This is a genomic window from Arthrobacter sp. B2a2-09 (assembly GCF_027587375.1).
Classification (GTDB): Bacteria; Actinomycetota; Actinomycetes; order Actinomycetales; family Micrococcaceae; genus Arthrobacter.
In genome coordinates, this window is sequence record NZ_JAMXIC010000002.1 from 294,846 (window position 1) to 313,251 (window position 18,406).

15 protein-coding genes are annotated in these 18,406 nt (G+C 62.8%); 11 read left to right on the forward strand and 4 right to left on the reverse strand.

Annotated features, from left to right (window positions below; all coding sequences use genetic code 11):
- The first annotated feature begins 78 nt into the window (after nt 1-78).
- The 3 genes from NFJ07_RS03500 to NFJ07_RS03510 all read left to right on the forward strand — a co-directional run bounded on the left by NFJ07_RS03500 (nt 79) and on the right by NFJ07_RS03510 (nt 5,789).
- Nucleotides 79-1,266, forward strand: coding sequence for an exonuclease SbcCD subunit D (locus NFJ07_RS03500; RefSeq protein ID WP_269992534.1), 1,188 nt, complete (start codon nt 79-81; stop codon nt 1,264-1,266).
- Nucleotides 1,263-4,283: an AAA family ATPase gene (locus NFJ07_RS03505; RefSeq protein ID WP_269992535.1), complete on the forward strand. Its 3,021-nt coding sequence runs from the start codon at nt 1,263-1,265 to the stop codon at nt 4,281-4,283. Before NFJ07_RS03500 ends, NFJ07_RS03505 begins: the two co-directional genes overlap by 4 nt.
- Before the next feature lie 87 nt (nt 4,284-4,370).
- Nucleotides 4,371-5,789: an MFS transporter gene (locus tag NFJ07_RS03510; protein ID WP_269992536.1), complete on the forward strand. Its 1,419-nt coding sequence runs from the start codon at nt 4,371-4,373 to the stop codon at nt 5,787-5,789.
- A gap of 19 nt (nt 5,790-5,808) precedes the next feature.
- Here the strand turns inward: NFJ07_RS03510 and NFJ07_RS03515 are convergent, their stop codons facing one another.
- The gene (locus NFJ07_RS03515) at nt 5,809-6,708 is read right to left on the reverse strand and encodes an EamA family transporter (RefSeq protein WP_269992537.1); all 900 of its coding nucleotides are present in this window, start codon (nt 6,706-6,708) and stop codon (nt 5,809-5,811) included.
- Nucleotides 6,709-6,753: 45 nt separating this feature from the next.
- Here NFJ07_RS03515 and NFJ07_RS03520 point away from each other — a divergent pair, with 45 nt between their 5' ends.
- Nucleotides 6,754-7,245 carry a MarR family winged helix-turn-helix transcriptional regulator gene (locus tag NFJ07_RS03520; RefSeq protein WP_269992538.1) on the forward strand — a complete coding sequence of 164 codons (492 nt, stop codon included), beginning with the start codon at nt 6,754-6,756 and terminating at the stop codon, nt 7,243-7,245.
- A gap of 6 nt (nt 7,246-7,251) precedes the next feature.
- On the opposite strand, the gene NFJ07_RS03525 is transcribed toward NFJ07_RS03520, so the two are convergent.
- Nucleotides 7,252-7,986, reverse strand: coding sequence for an IclR family transcriptional regulator (locus NFJ07_RS03525; RefSeq protein ID WP_269992675.1), 735 nt, complete (start codon nt 7,984-7,986; stop codon nt 7,252-7,254).
- A 148-nt stretch (nt 7,987-8,134) separates the two neighbouring features.
- Between NFJ07_RS03525 and NFJ07_RS03530 the strand changes: the two genes are divergently transcribed.
- The 6 genes from NFJ07_RS03530 (at nt 8,135) to NFJ07_RS03555 (ending at nt 14,363) form a co-directional block, all read left to right on the forward strand.
- A complete protein-coding gene (locus tag NFJ07_RS03530) occupies nt 8,135-8,671 on the forward strand; it encodes a flavin reductase family protein (protein ID WP_269992539.1) in 537 nt (178 codons plus the stop codon).
- 66 nt (nt 8,672-8,737) lie between these two features.
- Nucleotides 8,738-10,192, forward strand: a complete 1,455-nt coding sequence (gene hpaB, locus NFJ07_RS03535; protein ID WP_269992541.1) for a 4-hydroxyphenylacetate 3-monooxygenase, oxygenase component — start codon at nt 8,738-8,740, stop codon at nt 10,190-10,192.
- A gap of 750 nt (nt 10,193-10,942) precedes the next feature.
- Complete coding sequence (locus tag NFJ07_RS03540; RefSeq protein WP_269992542.1) at nt 10,943-11,506, forward strand: MauE/DoxX family redox-associated membrane protein; 564 nt, start codon at nt 10,943-10,945, stop codon at nt 11,504-11,506.
- The gene (locus NFJ07_RS03545) at nt 11,503-12,087 is read left to right on the forward strand and encodes a TlpA family protein disulfide reductase (RefSeq protein WP_269992543.1); all 585 of its coding nucleotides are present in this window, start codon (nt 11,503-11,505) and stop codon (nt 12,085-12,087) included. The genes NFJ07_RS03540 and NFJ07_RS03545 overlap by 4 nt, the downstream gene beginning before the upstream one ends.
- A gap of 362 nt (nt 12,088-12,449) precedes the next feature.
- On the forward strand, nt 12,450-13,208 hold the full coding sequence (locus NFJ07_RS03550) for a hypothetical protein (protein ID WP_269992544.1): 759 nt from the start codon (nt 12,450-12,452) through the stop codon (nt 13,206-13,208).
- Between the two features lie 678 nt (nt 13,209-13,886).
- Nucleotides 13,887-14,363, forward strand: a complete 477-nt coding sequence (locus NFJ07_RS03555; protein WP_269992545.1) for an RNA polymerase sigma factor — start codon at nt 13,887-13,889, stop codon at nt 14,361-14,363.
- Nucleotides 14,364-14,440: 77 nt separating this feature from the next.
- On the opposite strand, the gene NFJ07_RS03560 is transcribed toward NFJ07_RS03555, so the two are convergent.
- Entirely contained in the window at nt 14,441-15,769 is a 1,329-nt protein-coding gene (locus NFJ07_RS03560) for an S-layer homology domain-containing protein (protein WP_269992546.1), read from the reverse strand.
- Nucleotides 15,770-15,976: 207 nt separating this feature from the next.
- Nucleotides 15,977-17,176, reverse strand: a complete 1,200-nt coding sequence (locus NFJ07_RS03565; protein WP_269992547.1) for an alkaline phosphatase family protein — start codon at nt 17,174-17,176, stop codon at nt 15,977-15,979.
- 299 nt (nt 17,177-17,475) lie between these two features.
- Between NFJ07_RS03565 and NFJ07_RS03570 the strand changes: the two genes are divergently transcribed.
- Nucleotides 17,476-18,405, forward strand: a complete 930-nt coding sequence (locus NFJ07_RS03570; RefSeq protein WP_269992548.1) for a glycoside hydrolase family 16 protein — start codon at nt 17,476-17,478, stop codon at nt 18,403-18,405.
- The last annotated feature ends 1 nt before the right edge of the window (nt 18,406 follow it).

The window sequence follows — 18,406 nt, forward strand, 5'->3', positions numbered from 1 at the left end:
GCTGCCCGGAAGGCCCTATTACGGCCGGCGCCGCCGCGCCGCGACAATAATGTCCGTGCCTCCCCTTAGCTTGAAAACATGAGGCTTTTGCACACTTCGGATTGGCATCTGGGACGATCGTTCCACGGCGTCGGGATGCTCGACGCCCAGCGCAACTTCATCGAGCAATTGCTGACAGTCATCAGGGAACAGTCGGTGGACGTCGTCCTGATTGCCGGGGACGTCTACGACCGCGCCCTTCCCGGACTGGATGTCGTGAAGCTTCTCGACGACGCCCTCGTGCGGATCACGGACGCCGGTGCCAAGGTGGTGCTGACAAGCGGCAACCACGATTCCGCGATCCGCCTTGGTTTCGCTTCGCGGCTGCTGGAGCGCGGGGGAGTCCATCTGCGGACCCGCGTTGAGGATCTCGATTCCCCTGTCTTGTTTCCACTGGATAGCAACGACGATCCTGCAGCTGCGGGTGCGCCTGTGCTTGCCGTCTACGGTATTCCGTACCTTGAACCGAGGCTTGTCGCCGAACGGCTCGGTACCCAAACTGCGAGTCACTTTGACGTCACGCAGGCCGCGGTGCAGCTCATCCGTGAGGACATTGCCCGGAGGAGCGAGACAGGACCGGTGCACTCCGTTGTGCTGGCACACACGTTCGCGAGTGGCGGCATCACCTCGGACAGCGAACGCGATTTGAGCATCGGCGGTTTGGGGGCAGTGCCGCTGGATCTCTTCGATGGCTTCGGCTACACCGCCCTTGGACATCTGCACGGACGCCAGGAACTTTCGGAGCGCGTCCGGTATTCGGGTTCGCCCCTGGCCTACTCGTTCTCCGAGGCCAAGCATCGGAAGGGCGCATGGCTGATTGACGTCGGTGCGGACGGCGTTGAAAGCGTCGAGGAAATTCTGTGGAAAGCACCACGGGAGCTGGCCATTCTCCGGGGGAAGCTCGCTGGGCTATTGGAATCGGAGGAATATCGCCGGGCCGAAACTGCGTACTGCCAGATCACCCTCACGGACTCCGTGCGGCCGGCGCAGGCCATGGAACAGCTGCGTGCCCGGTTCCCGGACACGCTGGTCCTTGGCTTTGATCCTGAAGACGCTGCGGGAAAGGTCAAAGCCAGCTACAGCAGCAGGCTCGCAGAGGCCGAGGACGATCTTGGTGTTTGCTGCGGCTTTCTCGACCACGTGCGGGGGAGGCCGGCTGACGATGCTGAACTTTCCGCCCTTCGTGAAGCCCTGGAAACGGTCCGGCTGGAAGGAGCAGAGCTGTGAGAATCCATCGGCTTGATATTGAGGCTTTCGGGCCGTTTGCCGGGCCTCAGTCGATTGACTTCGACCAGCTGGGGGCCCAAGGCCTGTTCCTCTTGAACGGCGCCACCGGCGCAGGAAAGACAAGCGTGCTCGACGCAATCTGCTTTGCGTTGTATGGCTCGGTGCCGGGCGCCCGCCAGGATGGCAAACGCTTGCGGAGCGACCACGCGGACCCGGCTGCGGAGCCCCGGGTTGTCTGCGAATTTTCGGCGCGCGGCAGGCGCTTTGAGGTCACTCGTTCGCCCGCGTGGGACAGGCCAAGTGCCCGTGGACGCAAGGGCTTCACCACCCAGCAGGCCAAAACGCTTCTGCGAGAACGGGTTCATGGTTCGTGGGAAGAAAAGACCTCCCGCAACGACGAAGCCGGCATGGAAATCGGTGACGTCCTGGGCATGGACCGGGAACAGTTCACCCGGGTGGTCATGCTCCCGCAAGGAGACTTCGCGGCCTTCTTGCGTTCCAAAGCTTCCGACCGGCTGGATCTTCTGCAGAAGCTCTTCGGAACCCAGCGTTTTGAAGCGATCGAGCAGCAGTTGGTACTCCAAGCAAACGCCGCGCGCGCAGAAGTGGAGGAAAACCAGAACGGGCTTCGATTGCTCGTGCGGCGGGCGGAGGCGGAGTACGCGCAACTGGGCATCGACGAGGCCGTTGATCCGGATCTTGATGACGCAGGATCCAGTGCGTCCACGCCTGAGCTCCGGCTCGTAACCCTCGAGACCCGGGCTCGGGCCGAATCGCAGTCGCGGCAGCAAGCTGCCAGCTCGGCCGATGCCGTCCGGCTTCAGCTGGCAGACAAGCTCCACGCCGCCCGGGAACGGGTTCAACGGCACGCGAAGCTCGACGCCGCTACGCGCCGGCACGAAGCGCTCTCCGGACGCGCGGCAGAAGTGCAGGAATTCCGCGAGAGACTTGGACGTCACCGGAAAGCCGCCGTCCTCGGCGGACAGCTCGACGCAGTAGACCGCGCCGTGAAGGCCCTCGACCTAGCAGGCTCGAAGGCGGAGTCGGCGACGGCGAAGCTTCTTGCAGCCTCTCCGGGCGCAAGCGACCCCGGCACGTCGCTGGCCAGGATTCAAGAAACGATGGCCGTTGTGGAGGCCCGGGCCGGGGACGAACAAAAGCTCGAGGACATCACTGCCAGGCTTGATGCGCTCGACCTCGCGGCACGGCAGCGTGAGTCTGCCAAAGCGGAGCGGTCCCTTGCTTTGGCCGGTCTTCGCTCGCAGGCAGTTGCCTTGGAAGGTGAGCTGGGTCCGCTGGAGGCGGTCGCTTTGGAGCTGCCCCTCCGCGAAAGCGAAGCTGCAGCAGCGCAGAACACCGTCAAGACGGTGGCCCGCTACACAACCGCGTTTGATTCCCAGTCCGCGGCAGTGAAGCGCCACGCGTTTGCCCGAGCGCTTTCCCAAGACCTCCGCCAACTCTGGTTGGATCTTCGCGAATCCCGGCTGGCCAACGCCGCAGCCGAGCTCGCCGCAAAGCTGCAGGATGGCGAAGGATGCCCTGTATGCGGAAGCGCCGAGCACCCTTCCCCGGCGCCAGCCGGGCTAACCGCGCTGGCCCTTGCCGAGGAAGAGCAATCCGCCCACGAACGCTATGACGAGAGCGAACATGAACTGCTTCAGGCGTCAGCTGAGCTCGCGTCCGCTGAGCAGGAAGTTGCCGTGCTCGCAGCCCAAGGCGGAGACATCGATCCGAGGGAAGCCGCTCTAGCGGAGGCCTTGGCCAAAGACGCCCTGGCCTCGGCACGTTCCGCCGTCGACGGGCTCAATCGGGGCAAGGCAGACCTCGCCCGCGCGACAGAGCGCATTGCCCGCTTGGAGGAAGAACAACTCCACGAGGACACCGCTGCGGCGCAGGCTGGGTCCACCATGGTCCTGCTGGGCGAACAACGTGAGTCCCTGGACACTTTGCTTTCCGGGCTTCGCGATGGCTTCGACACACTGCGCGGCCGGATTGAGGCATTGGCCGGGCAACGCGAGCTCCTGCAGTCGGCTGTGACCGCAGGCGAGCAGTTGGAACGTGCCCAGGAGGCTTTGGACGATGCATCCACAGCTTTGGAAAGCGCCCTTTCGGTAAACGGATTCGACACCGCAGAGGCCGCGCGGCTCGAAATCCTCGACGAGCAGCACGCCGCCGGGCTCGACGAAACCATCAGGGCCGCCGAGACCGAGAGCGCCCGCCTCGCGGAACTCTTCGAGTCCGAGGATCTCGTGCTTGCTGCCAAGGAAGCCCAGATCGGAGAGGTGCCCCTGACCGCCGTCGAGCTCGCCGCCCTCGAGCAGGAGGTCGGACAGACGGAAGAAACGGTCCGCCGCCTGGCTCTTGCTGCGGGACTCGCTGCCCGGACGGTGACCAGCCTGGCTGCGATCCGCTCGCAGTACGAAGAGGCTGCGGCCTCCGGGCGCGGCCCCCGTGAACGCGCCCGGGTACTCAACGAGCTCGCCGAAACCGCCAGAGGGGCGGGCGACAACGGCTACAAAATGAGCCTCAACAGCTATGTGCTGGCCGCTCGCCTCGAACAAGTCGCCGCAGCGGCGTCAGAGCGGCTGATCGCCATGAGCGATGGCCGGTACACCCTGCAACACACCGACGCCAAGGCAGCCCGTGGCGCGAAATCCGGTCTGGGCCTGGAAGTCGTGGATGAGTGGACTGGGCAGCGGCGGGACACCGCCACACTGTCCGGCGGGGAGTCGTTCATGGCTTCGCTCGCGTTGGCCCTGGGGCTCGCGGATGTGGTCCAGCAAGAGGCCGGCGGCGTGGACATCGAAACTTTGTTCGTGGATGAGGGATTCGGGAGCCTTGACGAGCAATCCCTCGAGCAGGTTATGGATGCACTGGAGGGACTGCGCGACGGCGGCAGGGTAGTTGGGCTCGTCAGTCACGTTGCGGAGATGAAACAGAGAATCAGCAGCCAGCTGCAGGTGATCAAAAACCGGAACGGCTCCACTGTGCGAATCGTCGACGCCGCGGCAGCCTAGATAGCCGTCCGGTAGACTTGGAGGGTTACACCGGGTCGCGCGCATCGGGAGGAGGGACGATGCGCACCATTCAGCGAACCCGGAATCATGAACTCCTCCCCACAGAACGCCGCGGCGAACACCGCGCTCCAGGCCGCCCCTTCACTTCCTTCGGCGCCCCCGAAGGCTGCCCCTCGCCGTTCGCGTTTGCCCGGCCGCTTCGCCCGCTTGCCCGAGCTTGCCGGCCGGAACTTCCTGCCGCTGGGACTCTTCGCGAGGCTGCCCCTCGCGATGCTTACCGTTGGCACCCTCACCCTTGTCACGGCTGTCAGCCATTCTTACGCCATCGGCGGCCTGGCTGCCGGAGCCGTCGGCATCGGATCAGCCTTGGGCGCGCCGGTGCTCGGCTCGCTCGCAGACCGGTCAGGCCAGCGCCCGGTGTTGCTCGTAGCCGCGGCTGTCAACGCCGTGACGGTCATCGCATTGCTCGTTGCCGCGTACCTGACGCCCGATTTCAACGCCCCCACGGACGCGATTGCCATTTTGGTGACAGCATTCCTTGCCGGAGCGAGTTGCCCGCAGGTGGGGCCCATGGCCCGTGTCCGTTGGATGGCCCTGACAACCCGGAACCTGAACACCCGGAATTCGAACGCCGGAGCCGGAGCGAATGCCCCCGGTCCTGGAAGTGTGGCGTCCAGCCGCGCGGACCTGGACACCGCCTTGTCCTACGAAGGAACCGCGGACGAAATCACTTTCGTCCTGGGTCCGGCGCTGGTGGGTATTCTGGCCAGCCTCGTAGCCCCTTGGCTTCCGCTCGCATTGGCGGCCGTCCTTACAGCCACCCTCGTGCCGGCTTTTGCCGTCCATCCTTCACAATTGGCTGTGGTGCCGGCAAAGCGCAAGGCGCGCGCCGACGTCGGGAGCGTTCATGCGGAGCAGAAGTCGAGTGCCCGTTCCTTGGCCTGGCTGAAGGTGGCCGTTCCGGTGCTGGCGATGGTCTGCATGGGAACATTCTTCGGTGCAACCCAGAATGCGTTGAGCGCTTTCTCCGCCCAGTTCGCCACGGCGGAAATCGCGGGGCTGATGTATTCGGTCATGGGCCTGAGCTCCGCCGTCGCTGCGCTGTCTGTTGCCTATTGGCCGCAGCGCTTCGGGCTGGCCATCCGTTGGTTGCTCGCCGCGGCCGCGATGACGGCGTTCTCTCTCCTGTTGTTCCTTCCCGCCGGGATCTGGCCGATGGTCATTGTCTTGTTGGTGCTTGGAATTCCCGTGGGACCCGTCATGGTGACCGTCTTCAGCATCGGGGGAGTCGTGGCACCGGCCGGCCGGATGGCAACCGTGATGACCGCCCTGGCGAGCGGCATCGTGGCGGGTACGGCGTTGGGTGCCTACCTTGCCGGCCAGTTGGCCCAGACCCAGGGTCCCGCCGCCGCTTTTGTGGTGTCCACGGTTGCTTCGGGTGCCCTTCTGGTGCTCGGCGCCGTTGCAGGGCTCGTCCTCCGGCGCAGGCCAGCCACCCAACACTAGAGACCCGGATTGCCTGCCTCTAGTGGGCGACAGCCGCCTTCGGTGCTTCCTTCTGCGCCCTCTCTCCACGCTCCGGGACAAATACTGAAACCAGCGCCGCCATGACGATGGCCGCTCCGAGGAGCTGACCCCAGGAGAGGGACTGTCCAAGGAACGCCCATCCGAGAAGCACCGCTACCAGTGGGCTGAGCAGGCCCAAGAACGAGGTTGCTCCAACGGGCAGTCGGGAAATCCCGCGGAACCAGAGGGAATAGGCCAAGGCAGTCCCAACCAGCGCGAGGTAGGTGAATCCCGCAATGTTAGTGAGCGAGGGCGGCTGGGTAGGAAGGCCTTCGACCAACAGCAGGACTGGCAACAGGAGAATGCCGCCGCTGACGAGCTGCCATGCGGTGAGCGCGAGCGGCGAGGCAGGCTGGCCCCATTTCTTACTCAGGACAACTCCTGCTGCCATTGATGTGGCACCTGCCAAAGCGGCAAGCACTCCGATGGCATCAAGGCGCGCCTGCGACTGGAGGACCAGGATTCCGACGCCGGCCACCCCGGCCGCGCCCGCCAGGATCTGGCGGCGGGCGAGGCGTTCGCCGAGGAAGCGGCTCGCCAGCACCGCGACTATGAGCGGCTGAACGGCTCCGACTGTTGCCGCGACCCCACCGGGCAGCCGGTACGCGGCGAGGAAAAGCAATGCGAAGAAGGCGCCGATGTTGAGGACTCCAAGCACGGCAGATTTCCACCACCATGCACCGTGGGGGAGCCGGCGGGTGATCGCCAGAAGGATCAGGCCTGCGGGAAGGGCCCGTGCCACCGCATCAAGCAAAGGCGTGCCCGATGGTAGGAACTGGCTAGTGACAAAGTAGGTCGACCCCCAGGTGATGGGTGCGACGGCAGTTGCTGCGATGACAAAATTTCGATTGCTAAGCACTTAGCGATAATAACTAAGCGCTTAGCAAAATGCTAGTGTGGGCCCATGAGTGATGCAGTCGAACGGATCTTGGAGCAGTGGCGCCGCGAGCGCCCGGACCTTGATGTTTCGCCGATGGCCGTTATCGGGCGCATGACGCGTGCGATGAATGCCGCGGAACTTCAGTTGACGCGGAATTTTTCCCGGCATGGCCTTGATTCCGGTTCCTTCGACGTGCTGGCAACCCTGCTCCGCTCCGGTAGTCCATACTCGCTGTCCCCGGCCGCCCTTGCGGACTCGGCCATGGTGACCTCAAGCGCCATCGCCCAGCGCCTGAATAAGCTGGCAGATCGCGGCCTGGTGGTGCGATCCAAGGACCCGGATGACAAGCGCGGCACCGTGGTGACTTTGACGCCGGAAGGTAAGGCGTTGGTAGAGCGCGTATTGCCCGATCACTTGGCCACCGAACGCTCGCTCATCAAGGGGTTGGGTGCGGAGGAGCAAGCCAAGTTCATGGAAGTCCTGGGCCGCATCGAGGCCAACGCTTCGGAGGGGTAGGTGACCTTACGCCAGTTGGGACTCTATGCGAGCCGCGCTCGCTGCCAGTGCCTCGCCGACGGCGGCCTGGTCCTGTTCGCGGCGGATGTAGACGACGGCGATCGCCGCGGGTCGGCCGCCTGGCACCTGGACGGGGGCCGCCAAGGATGACAAGCCTGCGATGACTTCGTCGTGGCTCGCCGCGTAGCCGAGCCGGCGCGCTTCGGCCGCCTCCGGCCGATAGGGCAGGGCCGGAGCGCGGGCGGCCCATTCTTCCTCGCTCATGGTGGACTGGATTGCGATTCCAGGTGCCCCGGTGTTCACGGGGTGGCGTGTGCCGGGATGTTGTGCCAGTGTCGCGGCTGAGTGGCGCGGCTCGACCGTGACCAGTGTGACGCAGTCCTGATGGTCCCAGACTGCTACGAAGGCCGTCATGTTCAGGGTGTTGGCAAGCTGGGTCAGCTCCGGGAGGGCGGCCGTCTGGAGGTCGCGGGAGACGCCCCGAGCCAGCACCGCAAGGCCGGGACCGGGCTGGACGCGTCCGGCGTCGTCGCGCACCAGCAGGGAGTGATCCTCCAGCGTGCGAAGGATCCGGTAGGCCACCGAGCGATGAACGCCCAGGGCGCCAGCAAGTTCTGCAATGGTCAGGGGGCGTTCGGCGGCGGCCAGGATTTCCAGGGCTTGGATTCCGCGGGAGAGGGTTTGCGACGGCGAGACCGTCGCCGTCGTTTCCTGCAGACTTTTCGCGGCGCTGGGAGACATCATGCGCTCCATCCTATGTTGGGGTCTCACGCGGCTGGCCCGCCGTCTTGTGCTGTGGGACACGAGAGGCTATGGTTCTGTATGAGAATTTGTTGTTCAAATATAGAACAAGCTCACATGTAGAACAATCTCCAGCCAGGAATCAACGATGATTGCCAAGTCCAGTCAGAATGCGGAACCGGGACCCCTGGGCCGCACTTCGCGGCCGCGGGCACATCATTTCCGCGGTAGCCTGGGCCGCTTTGCCACGGGCGTTGCCATCGTGACGTTCGACGGCGCCACCAAGCGGCATGGCATCACCGTCAATTCCTTCACCTCAGTGTCCATGGAACCGCCGCTGGTCCTGGTCAGCATCGCCCGCAACACCAAAGCCCACGACGAGCTCGCCGGGCGCCCGTTCAGCGTCAATATCCTGGGCGCCGAACAGAAGCAGCTCGCCCTGCATTTCGCGGGCCGTCCCGGGCCCGAACCCCGTTGGGTCGAAGGCGACACCGCGCCCCGGCTATCCAACGTCCTCGCGTATTTCGAATGCACGCCATGGGCAGCCTACGACGGCGGAGACCACACCCTCTACCTGGGTGAAGTGGTGGACTTCAACTACCGCAGCGGCGACGCGCTCGCCTTCGCCAACAGCTCCTTCACCACCATCCCGGAAAGCCAATTGGGAATGGAGGATCTTCTGTAGTTGCCGCGGCGCCCGTCAACGTCGCAGCCACATGCCGTTTCAGCTCAACCATCATTGGAGACAACCATGGGAATCCGGACCGGACAGCAGTACCTGGACAAGCTCAACTCGATGAACCCCCACGTCCTGATCGACGGCGAAATGGTCACCGAGAAGATCGCCGACCACCCGTCCTTCAGGAACGTGGCCCGCACGTACGCGAAGCTCTTCGACATGCAGCATGACCCGAAATATGCGGACGCCCTCACCTATGAGTCCCCGACGACGGGTGACCGGGTGAGTGCCTCGTTCCTGGTGCCGCGCAGCAAAGAAGACCTCGAACATCGGCATGCAGCCATCCGCACCTGGGCTGAATACTCCCTCGGATTCCTGGGCCGGACCGGTGACTATATGAACGGCGCCCTCACGGCGCTCGCAGCCGCAGAAAAGTGGTTTGCCCAGGCCGATCCGATGTTCGGCGAAAACATCCGCAAATACTACGAGCATTGCCGCGAGAACGATCTCCTGGCTACGCATACGCTGATCCCGCCGCAAGTCAACCGCTCGGTGTCAGGTTCCGAGCAGCTCGGCGGCCAACTCTCGGCCAGGGTGGTGGAGGAGCGGGAAGATGGCATCGTGGTCCACGGCGCCCGCATGCTCGCCACGATCGCACCTATCGCCGACGAGCTTCTCGTGTTCCCATCGACACTCCTGCGCTCGACGCCGGAAGATGCTCCGTACTCCTACGCGTTCGCCCTTCCGAATGATGCGCCGGGCATGCGGTACCTGTGCCGGACCTCGCTTTACAACGGTGGAGGCACCCACGACGAGCCGCTCGCCAGCCGCTTCGAGGAGATGGACGCCGTCGTCGTTTTCGACCATGTGTTCGTTCCCAACGAGCGCATCTTCATGCTCGGCCATCCTGAACTGTGCAATGCCTTCTACTCCGAGACCGGCGCCGGGGCCCTGATGACCCACCAGGTGGTCACGCGGACCATCGCGAAGAGCGAGTTCTTCCTGGGCCTTGCCTCGGAGATTGCGGCATCGATCGGGATCGACGGTTTCCAGCACATCCAGGAAGACCTCGCTGAGCTGATCGAAACCGTTGAAATCGGCAAGGCCCTCATGGTAGCTGCGGAAGCCCAGGCGGCTCCAAGCCCGGATGGCGTGTTCTTGCCGCATTGGCCCACCCTGAATGCGGCACGCAACTGGTACCCCAAGGTTGCCCAGCGTTTCCCCGCCATCATCCGGAAGTTCTCGGCGTCCGGTCTTATGGCCCTGCCGGGCGAAGCGGACGTGGCAAGTGAGGCACTGCCGGACATCGAGCTGTACCTCCAGGCGAAGACCCTGACCGGGCCGGAGCGCGTGCGCCTCTTCAAGCTTGCTTTCGATGCCAGCATTTCCGCATTCGCCGGGCGCCAGGCCCTGTATGAGTACTTCTTCTTCGGTGACCCCGTCCGCATGGCGGCCGCCCTCGTGAACAGCTACGACCGCGAGCCGGCCCGCGCCCGGGTGCGGGAGTTCCTCGAGCGGCAGGACTGAAGGCGCCACGGCGCGTACGACGACGGCGGCGGCGATCCTCGCCGTCGTCGTCATTTTGTGCCGCCCGGGTCCAGTCGGCTCGATCCTGCGCGTCTGCTGACTCGGTGACGATTAGCCGACACGGGTCGCGACGCGACCAAGACTAGACTCCGCAAAGATAGCCGGTCGCGCTTTTACGACAAGAAGTCAGGAATCCGTTGTCCCGCGCAACTACTAGGTCATAAAGCCCGGCAATGACTTTGTCCCGCCACCCTTTGGGCGGCGGGACAAGCAAAAGAAGGATGTGGCAATGATCTACGTCAGTTCTTTAAAGCTGAGAACTATCCCCGACGGCTACGCATATTTCGGTGTCGCGGAGGGCGATTCGACTATCGAGTTCCATGATGACCCTGATCAGCTGATCGTGAGGTACAAGACTGGGTCTGGATTCGCGCAGGCTAAAATGCTCTCAATTTGCTACTCACCGGCCGGGGCCACGTTGACGTGCGTGGAGACGAAGCCGCCCATCAAGATTAAGTTGGGGCGGCTTAGCGCCCTCTACTTCGACGGTCATTGGGTGCCGGGTCCCGGTTCCGGCCAATGGGACACAATCGTGGGTCCTGTCCACTGGGACACTGATTCTCAGCATTCCGTTGCCGTTAGCCTGCCTAGTGGGGCTTCCTTGGCGATTCGATCAAGCCCTCAGTACCTTCCTGGATTGGCTTCCCTGCTTGGAATCGCGCGATCTGTTCCGATCGTCGAGGCAGTTGTATGACCGTTCTACGAGTCGCAGTGACGATGGTCTTTCTGCTTGCGGTCGCAGGTAAACTCAGCGCCCCACGGAGCTTCAGCAACTATCTGCGGGGGTTAGGGGTAGCAGGCACATGGATTGGTGCTGTGTTCGCTACCATCGTCGTCGCCGAACTTAGTACTGCTGGTCTCCTGCTGCTACCTGAACTGGATCCCGTAGGCCCGGTCAGCGCGACCGCGCTGAGCCTGGGATTCGTAATCCTCCAACTGCTTGGGCTGAGACGGCGCTCAGGAGCGTGCTCCTGCTTCGGACATATAGATGATCATCAAATGCCGGGAGTTGGGGCGGTTCGGGCAGTACTCCTTCTGGCGGCTTCAGCAGTTCTCTTGGGCGACATCGAGAGCAGCTTCATGGACTGGCATCAACTGCTGGTTGGCATTTTGGCGGCAATCTCGTTTATTCAGGCGTTCGGATTGGCGAACAGTTTGCTTCGCTTGGTCGACTATCGGCAGAGGTTGCGCAAAGAACTCAGCTGGGATCCCAGGAGCGGCCAGGCAACGCAGGAAAGGACCGAGCCGGCATGACGCCGCTCATCATCAGTCATCTTGCCACGTGGGTGCTGCTGATCCTGCTCACGCTCGCTGTGCTGGCGCTGTATCGGCACTTCGGGCAGCTTTATATGAACACTAGCCAAAACAAGTCTGCGCAAGGCCCGGCCCTCGGAAGTTCGGTCCTGTCTCTAGGCAAAAAGAGCCTTGACGGGCGGGACGTCTACCTTCCCGACGGACGTCCGACGGTAATTGTGTTCGCTGATACCGACTGTGAGTATTGTGCTCAGATTCGAGACGAACTGATCCACTTCAAGGAGCATTCGGTTCGATTCGTCCTCCTGTGCTCGGGACGGAGGAGCGACGTCGTGGCTTGGGCGCGGCCCCTCGCCGGACACGCAGATGTCATTTGGGACCACAAGTCAGCGCTGACGGCAAGGAACGAAGTCAACGGAACGCCTTTTGCTGTGGTGGTGGATGCGAACGCAAGAGTAGTGGGGAAATCAATCATCAACGGCAGGGCTGGTCTCGATTGGGCCGTTCGAATCGCCGAGGATCCGGACTCAAGCGTGGAAGTCTCTGGTATCAAGCATTCGCATTCCGAAGAGGAGGAATAGCCATGAGCAAGGCGATTATGAAATTCACCCGCTCCATCAACCGACGAAAGGCCATCGGCGGTGGCTTGGCTGCAGTGTTCGGGGCTGTTGCTGGCGTTAGCCTGGGCCAGAAGGCGGCCGTCGCCGCAATTCCCTGTTACACGCTCCCCGACTGTCGCACCACGAGCAGTGCGTTTTGCTCAGGTAGCAACTGTGCCAGCGGAACTTACCACAGCTGCAGTCCTCTCAACCTTGGCTGCATTTCCGCAGGCAATTACTGCTGGACGTCCCAAGGCGGGAAATGCTGCGACTGCAGGTGCTCGTGGTACGGGGGCGGGAGCGGAACCGTCAATTGCATTTGTTATGGATGAGAAAGGATTGTCATGACCGAAATCATCACTGGCCAGCGCCGCGTTGATATGCGACCGAGCGTCATTGCGCTCGGCCTTGCCTTAGTAGCCGTGAGCGTGGGCGCCGTTGTCACAACTGGTTCGCTAGCTATTCTTGGGAGGGGTTCAAACGCGGCACCGGTTGTCGGGATGGCGATCGTCGCACTTCTGGTTGGCCTTCAAGGTGCTCGAACGGACTGTGGATGGAATGCCGCAATCCGCTTGGCTGGCAAGCCTGGACAATCCGAGGTCACGATCTTGGTCCATTCCGTCGGACTTGTGCTTGGGGCGCTTACGACCGCTACGGTCCTGATGGCATTGGCACTGTGGATACAGGTCCCCGCTGTGGTTGTCGGATTGCTGCTTTTGGTGCTGGCGCCGTTCCGCATTGCCCGCCCGATGTCGGTGGCGCCAGGTGGGTGGAAAGTCCGACGGGAATGGGAACGCTGGGGAACCACACGCTACATGGCCGTTTTTGGATGGTTCCTAGGCCTTGGATTCGTGACAACGATGGCATCTCCACTGTTTGTCGTGTGTGCTTTGTGGGCCCTCTCACAAGGGCATTGGGCGGTGGCGGTATTCACTTTTCTCGCCTTCGCGGTAGGTCGATTGACGACCACCGTCGCGACTACCTTTGACGAATCCTTCGCCTGCGATACATCGGCAGCCGACAAAATCGTGCGCGCTGTCTCACCGCTTGGAATCATCGAAGGCATTGCAGGCGCAGCGACCGGCGTGCTGATGTTGATATAGAGACCGATTGCCGTCCGCCGATGAGGGAGACAAATCGAGTGAAATCGGGCCAAGGAATGATAGTCGTGTTATCCGTGATGTTGGGGCTCTCAGCGTGTCAGCCCTTAAACACGTCGCCACCAACGGAAGCTTCTTCACCTAAGGCGCTCACATTAGCGTCGAACCTCGAATGTCCGGATGCGTTTAGCGAGGACGCGGGTCGCGAGCCAGAACCTCCGGGGTCAGGCACGCCCGGAGCGATTGGGGTCTCATCCAGATCTTGGATCGGCAGCCCGGCGGGATATGTGTGGCCGATCAAGGACGGTCTAAGCGGTTTCGCGGTCACCATCGCGGGGATCCAATACGGCGGATGGAAAGCGCCTCTGACCCTGGAGCCGGGCATCGGTGAGCGTGTTGTGAGCATTGAAGGGCCGGACGACGCTGTTCTGATGGTTGTCTCCAGCAAGGACTGGGGAACTAATCCTGCCTTGCAGGAGGGGAACGTGGTTGTGAACCGATCCTATTCCATCAAAGGGTGCCAAGGCCGCAGAACGGTTTTTCCAGGGATGATTCTTGTCCGTGGACAGGCCTGCGTTGTAATCAGGGTCACCGACCCCGTGGCGGGGACGACATCGACCATATCCGTGCCGATGTACGGCGGCGTATGCAACTGAGCTAGGGAAGGCGGCTTGGGGCGCTGTGGGGGAACATCCCGAAGACGATTTTGCTGATTACTTTAGGATCCACTATCCGCGACTCTTGGCGTTTGTGAAGCGGAGGGTCGATGATCATGAGACGGCTCAGGACATCTGCAGTGAGTCATTCTTGCTGGCATGGAAGATCCTCGGGCGAGAATGCACGGATTCAGCCTCATGGCTCTATGTGACGGCCCGGAATCTGATTGGCACCGAATATCGGCGCCGTGCCCAGAAGGAGAGGCTGATCCTTGCAATAGGCAGAATCTCCCGAAGTTCCCTGGATCCCTGTGAGCCGACCGATCTTGAGATCGTGATGGAAAGGCTTCACATTGATGACAGGGCGGCCGTCGTTCTGACTTATTGGCTCGGTCTGTCCGCCGCGGAGGCGGCAATCCTCTGCGGGTGCAGCGAAGTAGCCATGTGGAAACGTCTGAGCCGGGCACGAGCACAACTGAGGAGCTTGCTTTCGGAACCGTGAACAGACCAAGGACCGCTCAAGGAAAGAGGGACTGACGGTGCTAACCGTCAGTCCCTCCGGCGCTTGCCTGACCGTGCTCAGGGCTTGGGGTATTTGGCGTTGGTGCGGTAGAGGAAGGCCGCAGTGGCGTCGCGGGCAACCGGGGTGAGGGGCCGGAATTCCGTGGTTCCGTCAGGGTTCGCCCAGCCGGTGGTGATGTTGTTGCTGGCGAGCCAGGTGATCTCCTTGTAGAAGGGGTAGTTGGACGGAACGTCGGTGAAGTTGCTGCTTACGGAAACCGTGGGGCTGCCGTTCAGGCGGTAGATGAAAGCCGCCATGGCGTCGCGGTTGACCGAGCCCTGTGGGTGGAAGGTCGCCGTGCCGTTAGGACCGTCGTTGTAACCGGTGGTAATACCTTGGTCGGCCAACCAGGACACTTCCTTGTAGTAGGGGCTGTTCGTCGGCACATCGGCGAACTTGGGTGTTGCTGGCGGGGTGTAGGCAGGGCTGCCCATGTAGCGGTAGATGAATGCTGCCATCGCTTCGCGGCTGATGGACTCCAGGGGCCGGAACTGGCGGCTGTTGTCGGGCATGACCCAGCCGGTGGTAATACCCTGGTCGGCGGCCCAGGTGATTTCCTTGAAGAAGGGATAGTTCGAAGGCACGTCGGTGAAGGAATACGACGAAGATGCGGACTCGTTCTTGATGATCAGGTCATCGACGTAAATGTCGGCCTGCTGGGTCGGGTGTTCGGAGCCGAGCATCACACTACTCAGGGACGTTGCTGGGACGTTGAGGGTGCTGGACGAATAGACGGACTTGTCGTCGAACCAGACCTGTGCGGCCGTAGCGCTCCCGTTGGCGGTGACGTCGATGGCGATGTGGTGCCAGCTGTTGAGGGCAACGGTGGAGACCATGGTGGTGTAGCTGAAGGTTCCGTTTGGCGCAGTGACTCTCAGCACGAAGTTGGAAGTGCTGTTGTAACGGAAGATGTCCATGATCCGTGTAGCGCCGGAGAAGAACCGGAAGTAGGGGACGTCGTTGCCTGCTACACCGGCGGTAGTGATGTTGAACCACCCGGCCGCGTAGGCGTGAGTGGCCCCCGCTGGCAGGGGCACCGCCATATTCGAGATCGAACCGGCGTCGATCGTTGCGTGCAGGTAGGCGGAGCACGAGCCGTCGTGGGCAAGCGTCGAGCTGACCGCGGCTGTGCCCGTCCCTTGGGTGACAATGGTGTAGGGGGACAAGGACCCGGATTCGAAGTTGTCCGCCACCACAGTGGTGCCGGGAATGCTGTCAGTAGGTGCTGCGGTTCCTGGCTGGCAGGAGACCGAGGCTGCCTCGGCGGGCGCAACAACGATCATCCCGCCCGCACCGAGCGCGAGGCCGAGCATTCCGGAGAGTCCTAGCCGGTACAGTCGTTTCATTGTTCCGTCCTCCAAGCTGCGGTCGGTACCGGGCATCCCGCTCAGCGGGGAGCCAGGGTCGATCTGCCTGCGGCGAGCTCGTTGCGACGGTACCGGCCCAGGCACCCGGCTATGCCGTCGAGAACCAATGGCACCATGGGGGCGGTTACAGTTGCGTTACCAAATCCAGCATTGCTTTGGTAGCGCCGATGCAGCTTCTCCGCAAGGTCAAGGTTGCGTGTTGAACACGTCCCGCCCGAAGCTCCGCAGTCCAGGCGCTCCGGCATATCCGAGACGGGGGACCGAGAAGATGTCCTCCATGGTGGCGAGAAGGCTGTAGTGGTTGTACATCGTTCCGGTGCTGGTGCCCGGGCTGCTGAATGGAGACAGTACAAGCGCGCCGATAAGGCCTCCAGCTGTTCCTCCTGGCAGGCCGGAGGGGCCAGTTGAGTTACCGTCCGTCTCGTCGAAGGTGATGACGAGCACGCCGTCCTGCCGGTAGGCCGGTGAGTTGAGGATGGCGGGGACTTGCTCTTTAAGCCAGGCGTCGGCGCTTTGCAGTCCGCCGGGTTGTCCGTCGACGCAGGGGCTGTCGTGGCCGTCATGGCAGAGGTTGGGGCTGATGTAAGCGAGGTTCGGAGTGGTGGCGGCAGACTGCAGGTCCTTCGCGAGGTTGGTGTAGTCCACCACGTTGTTCTGGCAGCCGGGGGAGGCGGTGATGCTGGTGAAATAGACGAAGGGATTGTGGCGGGTGGCGTACTGGTCATTGATTTTGGCGTTCTGGGAGTCGTCCTTTGCACCTGGGTTAGGGTGGCGGCACGGCGTGCCCATATCTTCCATGTATCCCTTCCAGGTTTTCCCGGCGTCGCTAAGTTGCCCGGCGAGCGTCGGGACTGAAGCGGGGTAGACGCAGCCCGATCCGAGTACCTGGCCCGGGTCCGCGGTGCCGGTCTGGATGAACGGGGCGTAGGTGGTGCAGTCATTGCGCGTCATCGGGTTGGATGCTTGTCCGGAGATCTGGGCCAGATAGTTGGGGTTGGAATGATGGGCGACGCCGTAGTACTGGGTAAGGAGGACGCCCTGGCTGCGCAGAGTCCGGGAGAGGTAGGGGGCGGCCGAATCCGGACCCCAGGTCTTGTTGTAGCTCTGGTTCTCCAGATTGATCACGAAGACGTGGCCGATCTTCCCGGCTGCCGCCGTGGCCACGGGGCTGTCGGACGGCGACGAAGAGGGCGACGAGTCCGACGTCGGGGACGTGGAGGAGCCGGTGATGGTTGTGGTGGGATCCGGAACCGGTGTTCTGCCACCCGGCGGACCTTGGCAAGCCGTAGTGATGACCAAAAGCGCAGCCGTCATGACGACGCGCTCAGCCCGTGAACGGCGGTGCCGCGGACGGCCGTTGCCCAGGACCTTTCTGCCGGATTTCATGTTGGGTTTCATCTGAATCTGCTTCCTCCCAATTCCTTCTGACCGCCGGCAGTGGCCCTGGCAGGCATGCCGGCAGGTCTGCGCCGAAGGGTCACGCCTCGTCTTGGCGGTAGCGGGTATCGCGGAAGCGTTCCGGTCCGGACACTGTTGCACACTAAGTTCAACGGGGCTATGGTTCCCGGCTTCGGGTTCCCTGTGAATTCGCAGACGAGGCCGTGGATGAAGAGGCTCCGGGCCCGGACGATGGAGGAACGGTCCGGGACTTGTTTCGGTGTGTGTTTGCCGCCACACTGGCTCCCATGCACGTGGAGGATCGGCGAAACGGCAAGAGCTTCAAGACTGTCCAGCGCCTGGGCATGATGATCGTGCTCGTTGCTTCGTTGGCGCTGGCTTCCTCCGGATGCGTCGGCCCGTCGACAGGCCCGGCTTCCCCTGGCGCAAGCGCGACGGCCGGAACTTCGACGCCGGGGGCCGGCACAGGGCAGTCCCAGGCGACGGGGCAAATGCCGGTGGGTGATCTGCCCGGATGGCGGCAGGTATTCAGTGAAGATTTCAGCGAGGGGGACGTCCCGCTTGGGAGTTTCCCCGGGCCGGCGTACAGCGCAAAATGGAGCGTCAACTACGCTGACGGGACACCGGACACGGCCGGTCAGCAAAGCGGCGGAAGGTCGGGGTATTACCCATCGAAGGTGCTCAGCGTCAAGGATGGGATGCTCGACATGTACCTGCACACCGAGAAGGGTGTTTCGATGGGGGCGGCACCCTCCCCGAAGCTGCATCCGGCCAACGGGCGCCCGTACGACAGCCTGTTGTACGGGCGGTATTCGGTACGGTTCAGGTCCGAGGCATTGCAGGGGTTCAAGACGGCGTGGCTGCTGTGGCCGGATAGCGGAGTGTGGCCGCGTGACGGAGAGATCGATTACCCCGAAGGTGATCTGTCCAAGTCTTTTTACGGTGCCGTCCATCAGGCCGGGTCGGACAAGAACATCTTCCATGAAAACCAGTCCGGTGCGCGGTTCACGGCCTGGCATACCGCGACAACCGAATGGACGCCTGGGCGCGTTGAGTTCTTCCTCGATGGTGTCTCGATTGGGGTCAGCACCGTCGGCATCCCCGGCACGCCGATGCATTACATCCTCCAGACCGAATCCTGCCTGACCGGCTGCCCCGCGGCGGCCACAGCCGGGCATCTGCAGGTGGCCTGGGTGGCAATCTGGGCGAAAGCGTAGG

What these genes read in the sequence shown, in the direction of transcription:
- hpaB (WP_269992541.1), top strand. Translation starts at nt 8,738, where the DNA reads ATGGGAATCCGGACCGGACAGCAGTACCTGGACAAGCTCAACTCGATG.
- NFJ07_RS03560 (WP_269992546.1), bottom strand. Translation starts at nt 15,769, where the DNA reads ATGAAACGACTGTACCGGCTAGGACTCTCCGGAATGCTCGGCCTCGCG.
- NFJ07_RS03550 (WP_269992544.1), top strand. Translation starts at nt 12,450, where the DNA reads ATGACCGAAATCATCACTGGCCAGCGCCGCGTTGATATGCGACCGAGC.
- NFJ07_RS03540 (WP_269992542.1), top strand. Translation starts at nt 10,943, where the DNA reads ATGACCGTTCTACGAGTCGCAGTGACGATGGTCTTTCTGCTTGCGGTC.
- NFJ07_RS03565 (WP_269992547.1), bottom strand. Translation starts at nt 17,176, where the DNA reads ATGAAATCCGGCAGAAAGGTCCTGGGCAACGGCCGTCCGCGGCACCGC.
- NFJ07_RS03510 (WP_269992536.1), top strand. Translation starts at nt 4,371, where the DNA reads ATGAACTCCTCCCCACAGAACGCCGCGGCGAACACCGCGCTCCAGGCC.
- NFJ07_RS03545 (WP_269992543.1), top strand. Translation starts at nt 11,503, where the DNA reads ATGACGCCGCTCATCATCAGTCATCTTGCCACGTGGGTGCTGCTGATC.
- NFJ07_RS03525 (WP_269992675.1), bottom strand. Translation starts at nt 7,986, where the DNA reads ATGTCTCCCAGCGCCGCGAAAAGTCTGCAGGAAACGACGGCGACGGTC.
- NFJ07_RS03570 (WP_269992548.1), top strand. Translation starts at nt 17,476, where the DNA reads ATGCACGTGGAGGATCGGCGAAACGGCAAGAGCTTCAAGACTGTCCAG.
- NFJ07_RS03520 (WP_269992538.1), top strand. Translation starts at nt 6,754, where the DNA reads ATGAGTGATGCAGTCGAACGGATCTTGGAGCAGTGGCGCCGCGAGCGC.
- NFJ07_RS03500 (WP_269992534.1), top strand. Translation starts at nt 79, where the DNA reads ATGAGGCTTTTGCACACTTCGGATTGGCATCTGGGACGATCGTTCCAC.
- NFJ07_RS03530 (WP_269992539.1), top strand. Translation starts at nt 8,135, where the DNA reads ATGATTGCCAAGTCCAGTCAGAATGCGGAACCGGGACCCCTGGGCCGC.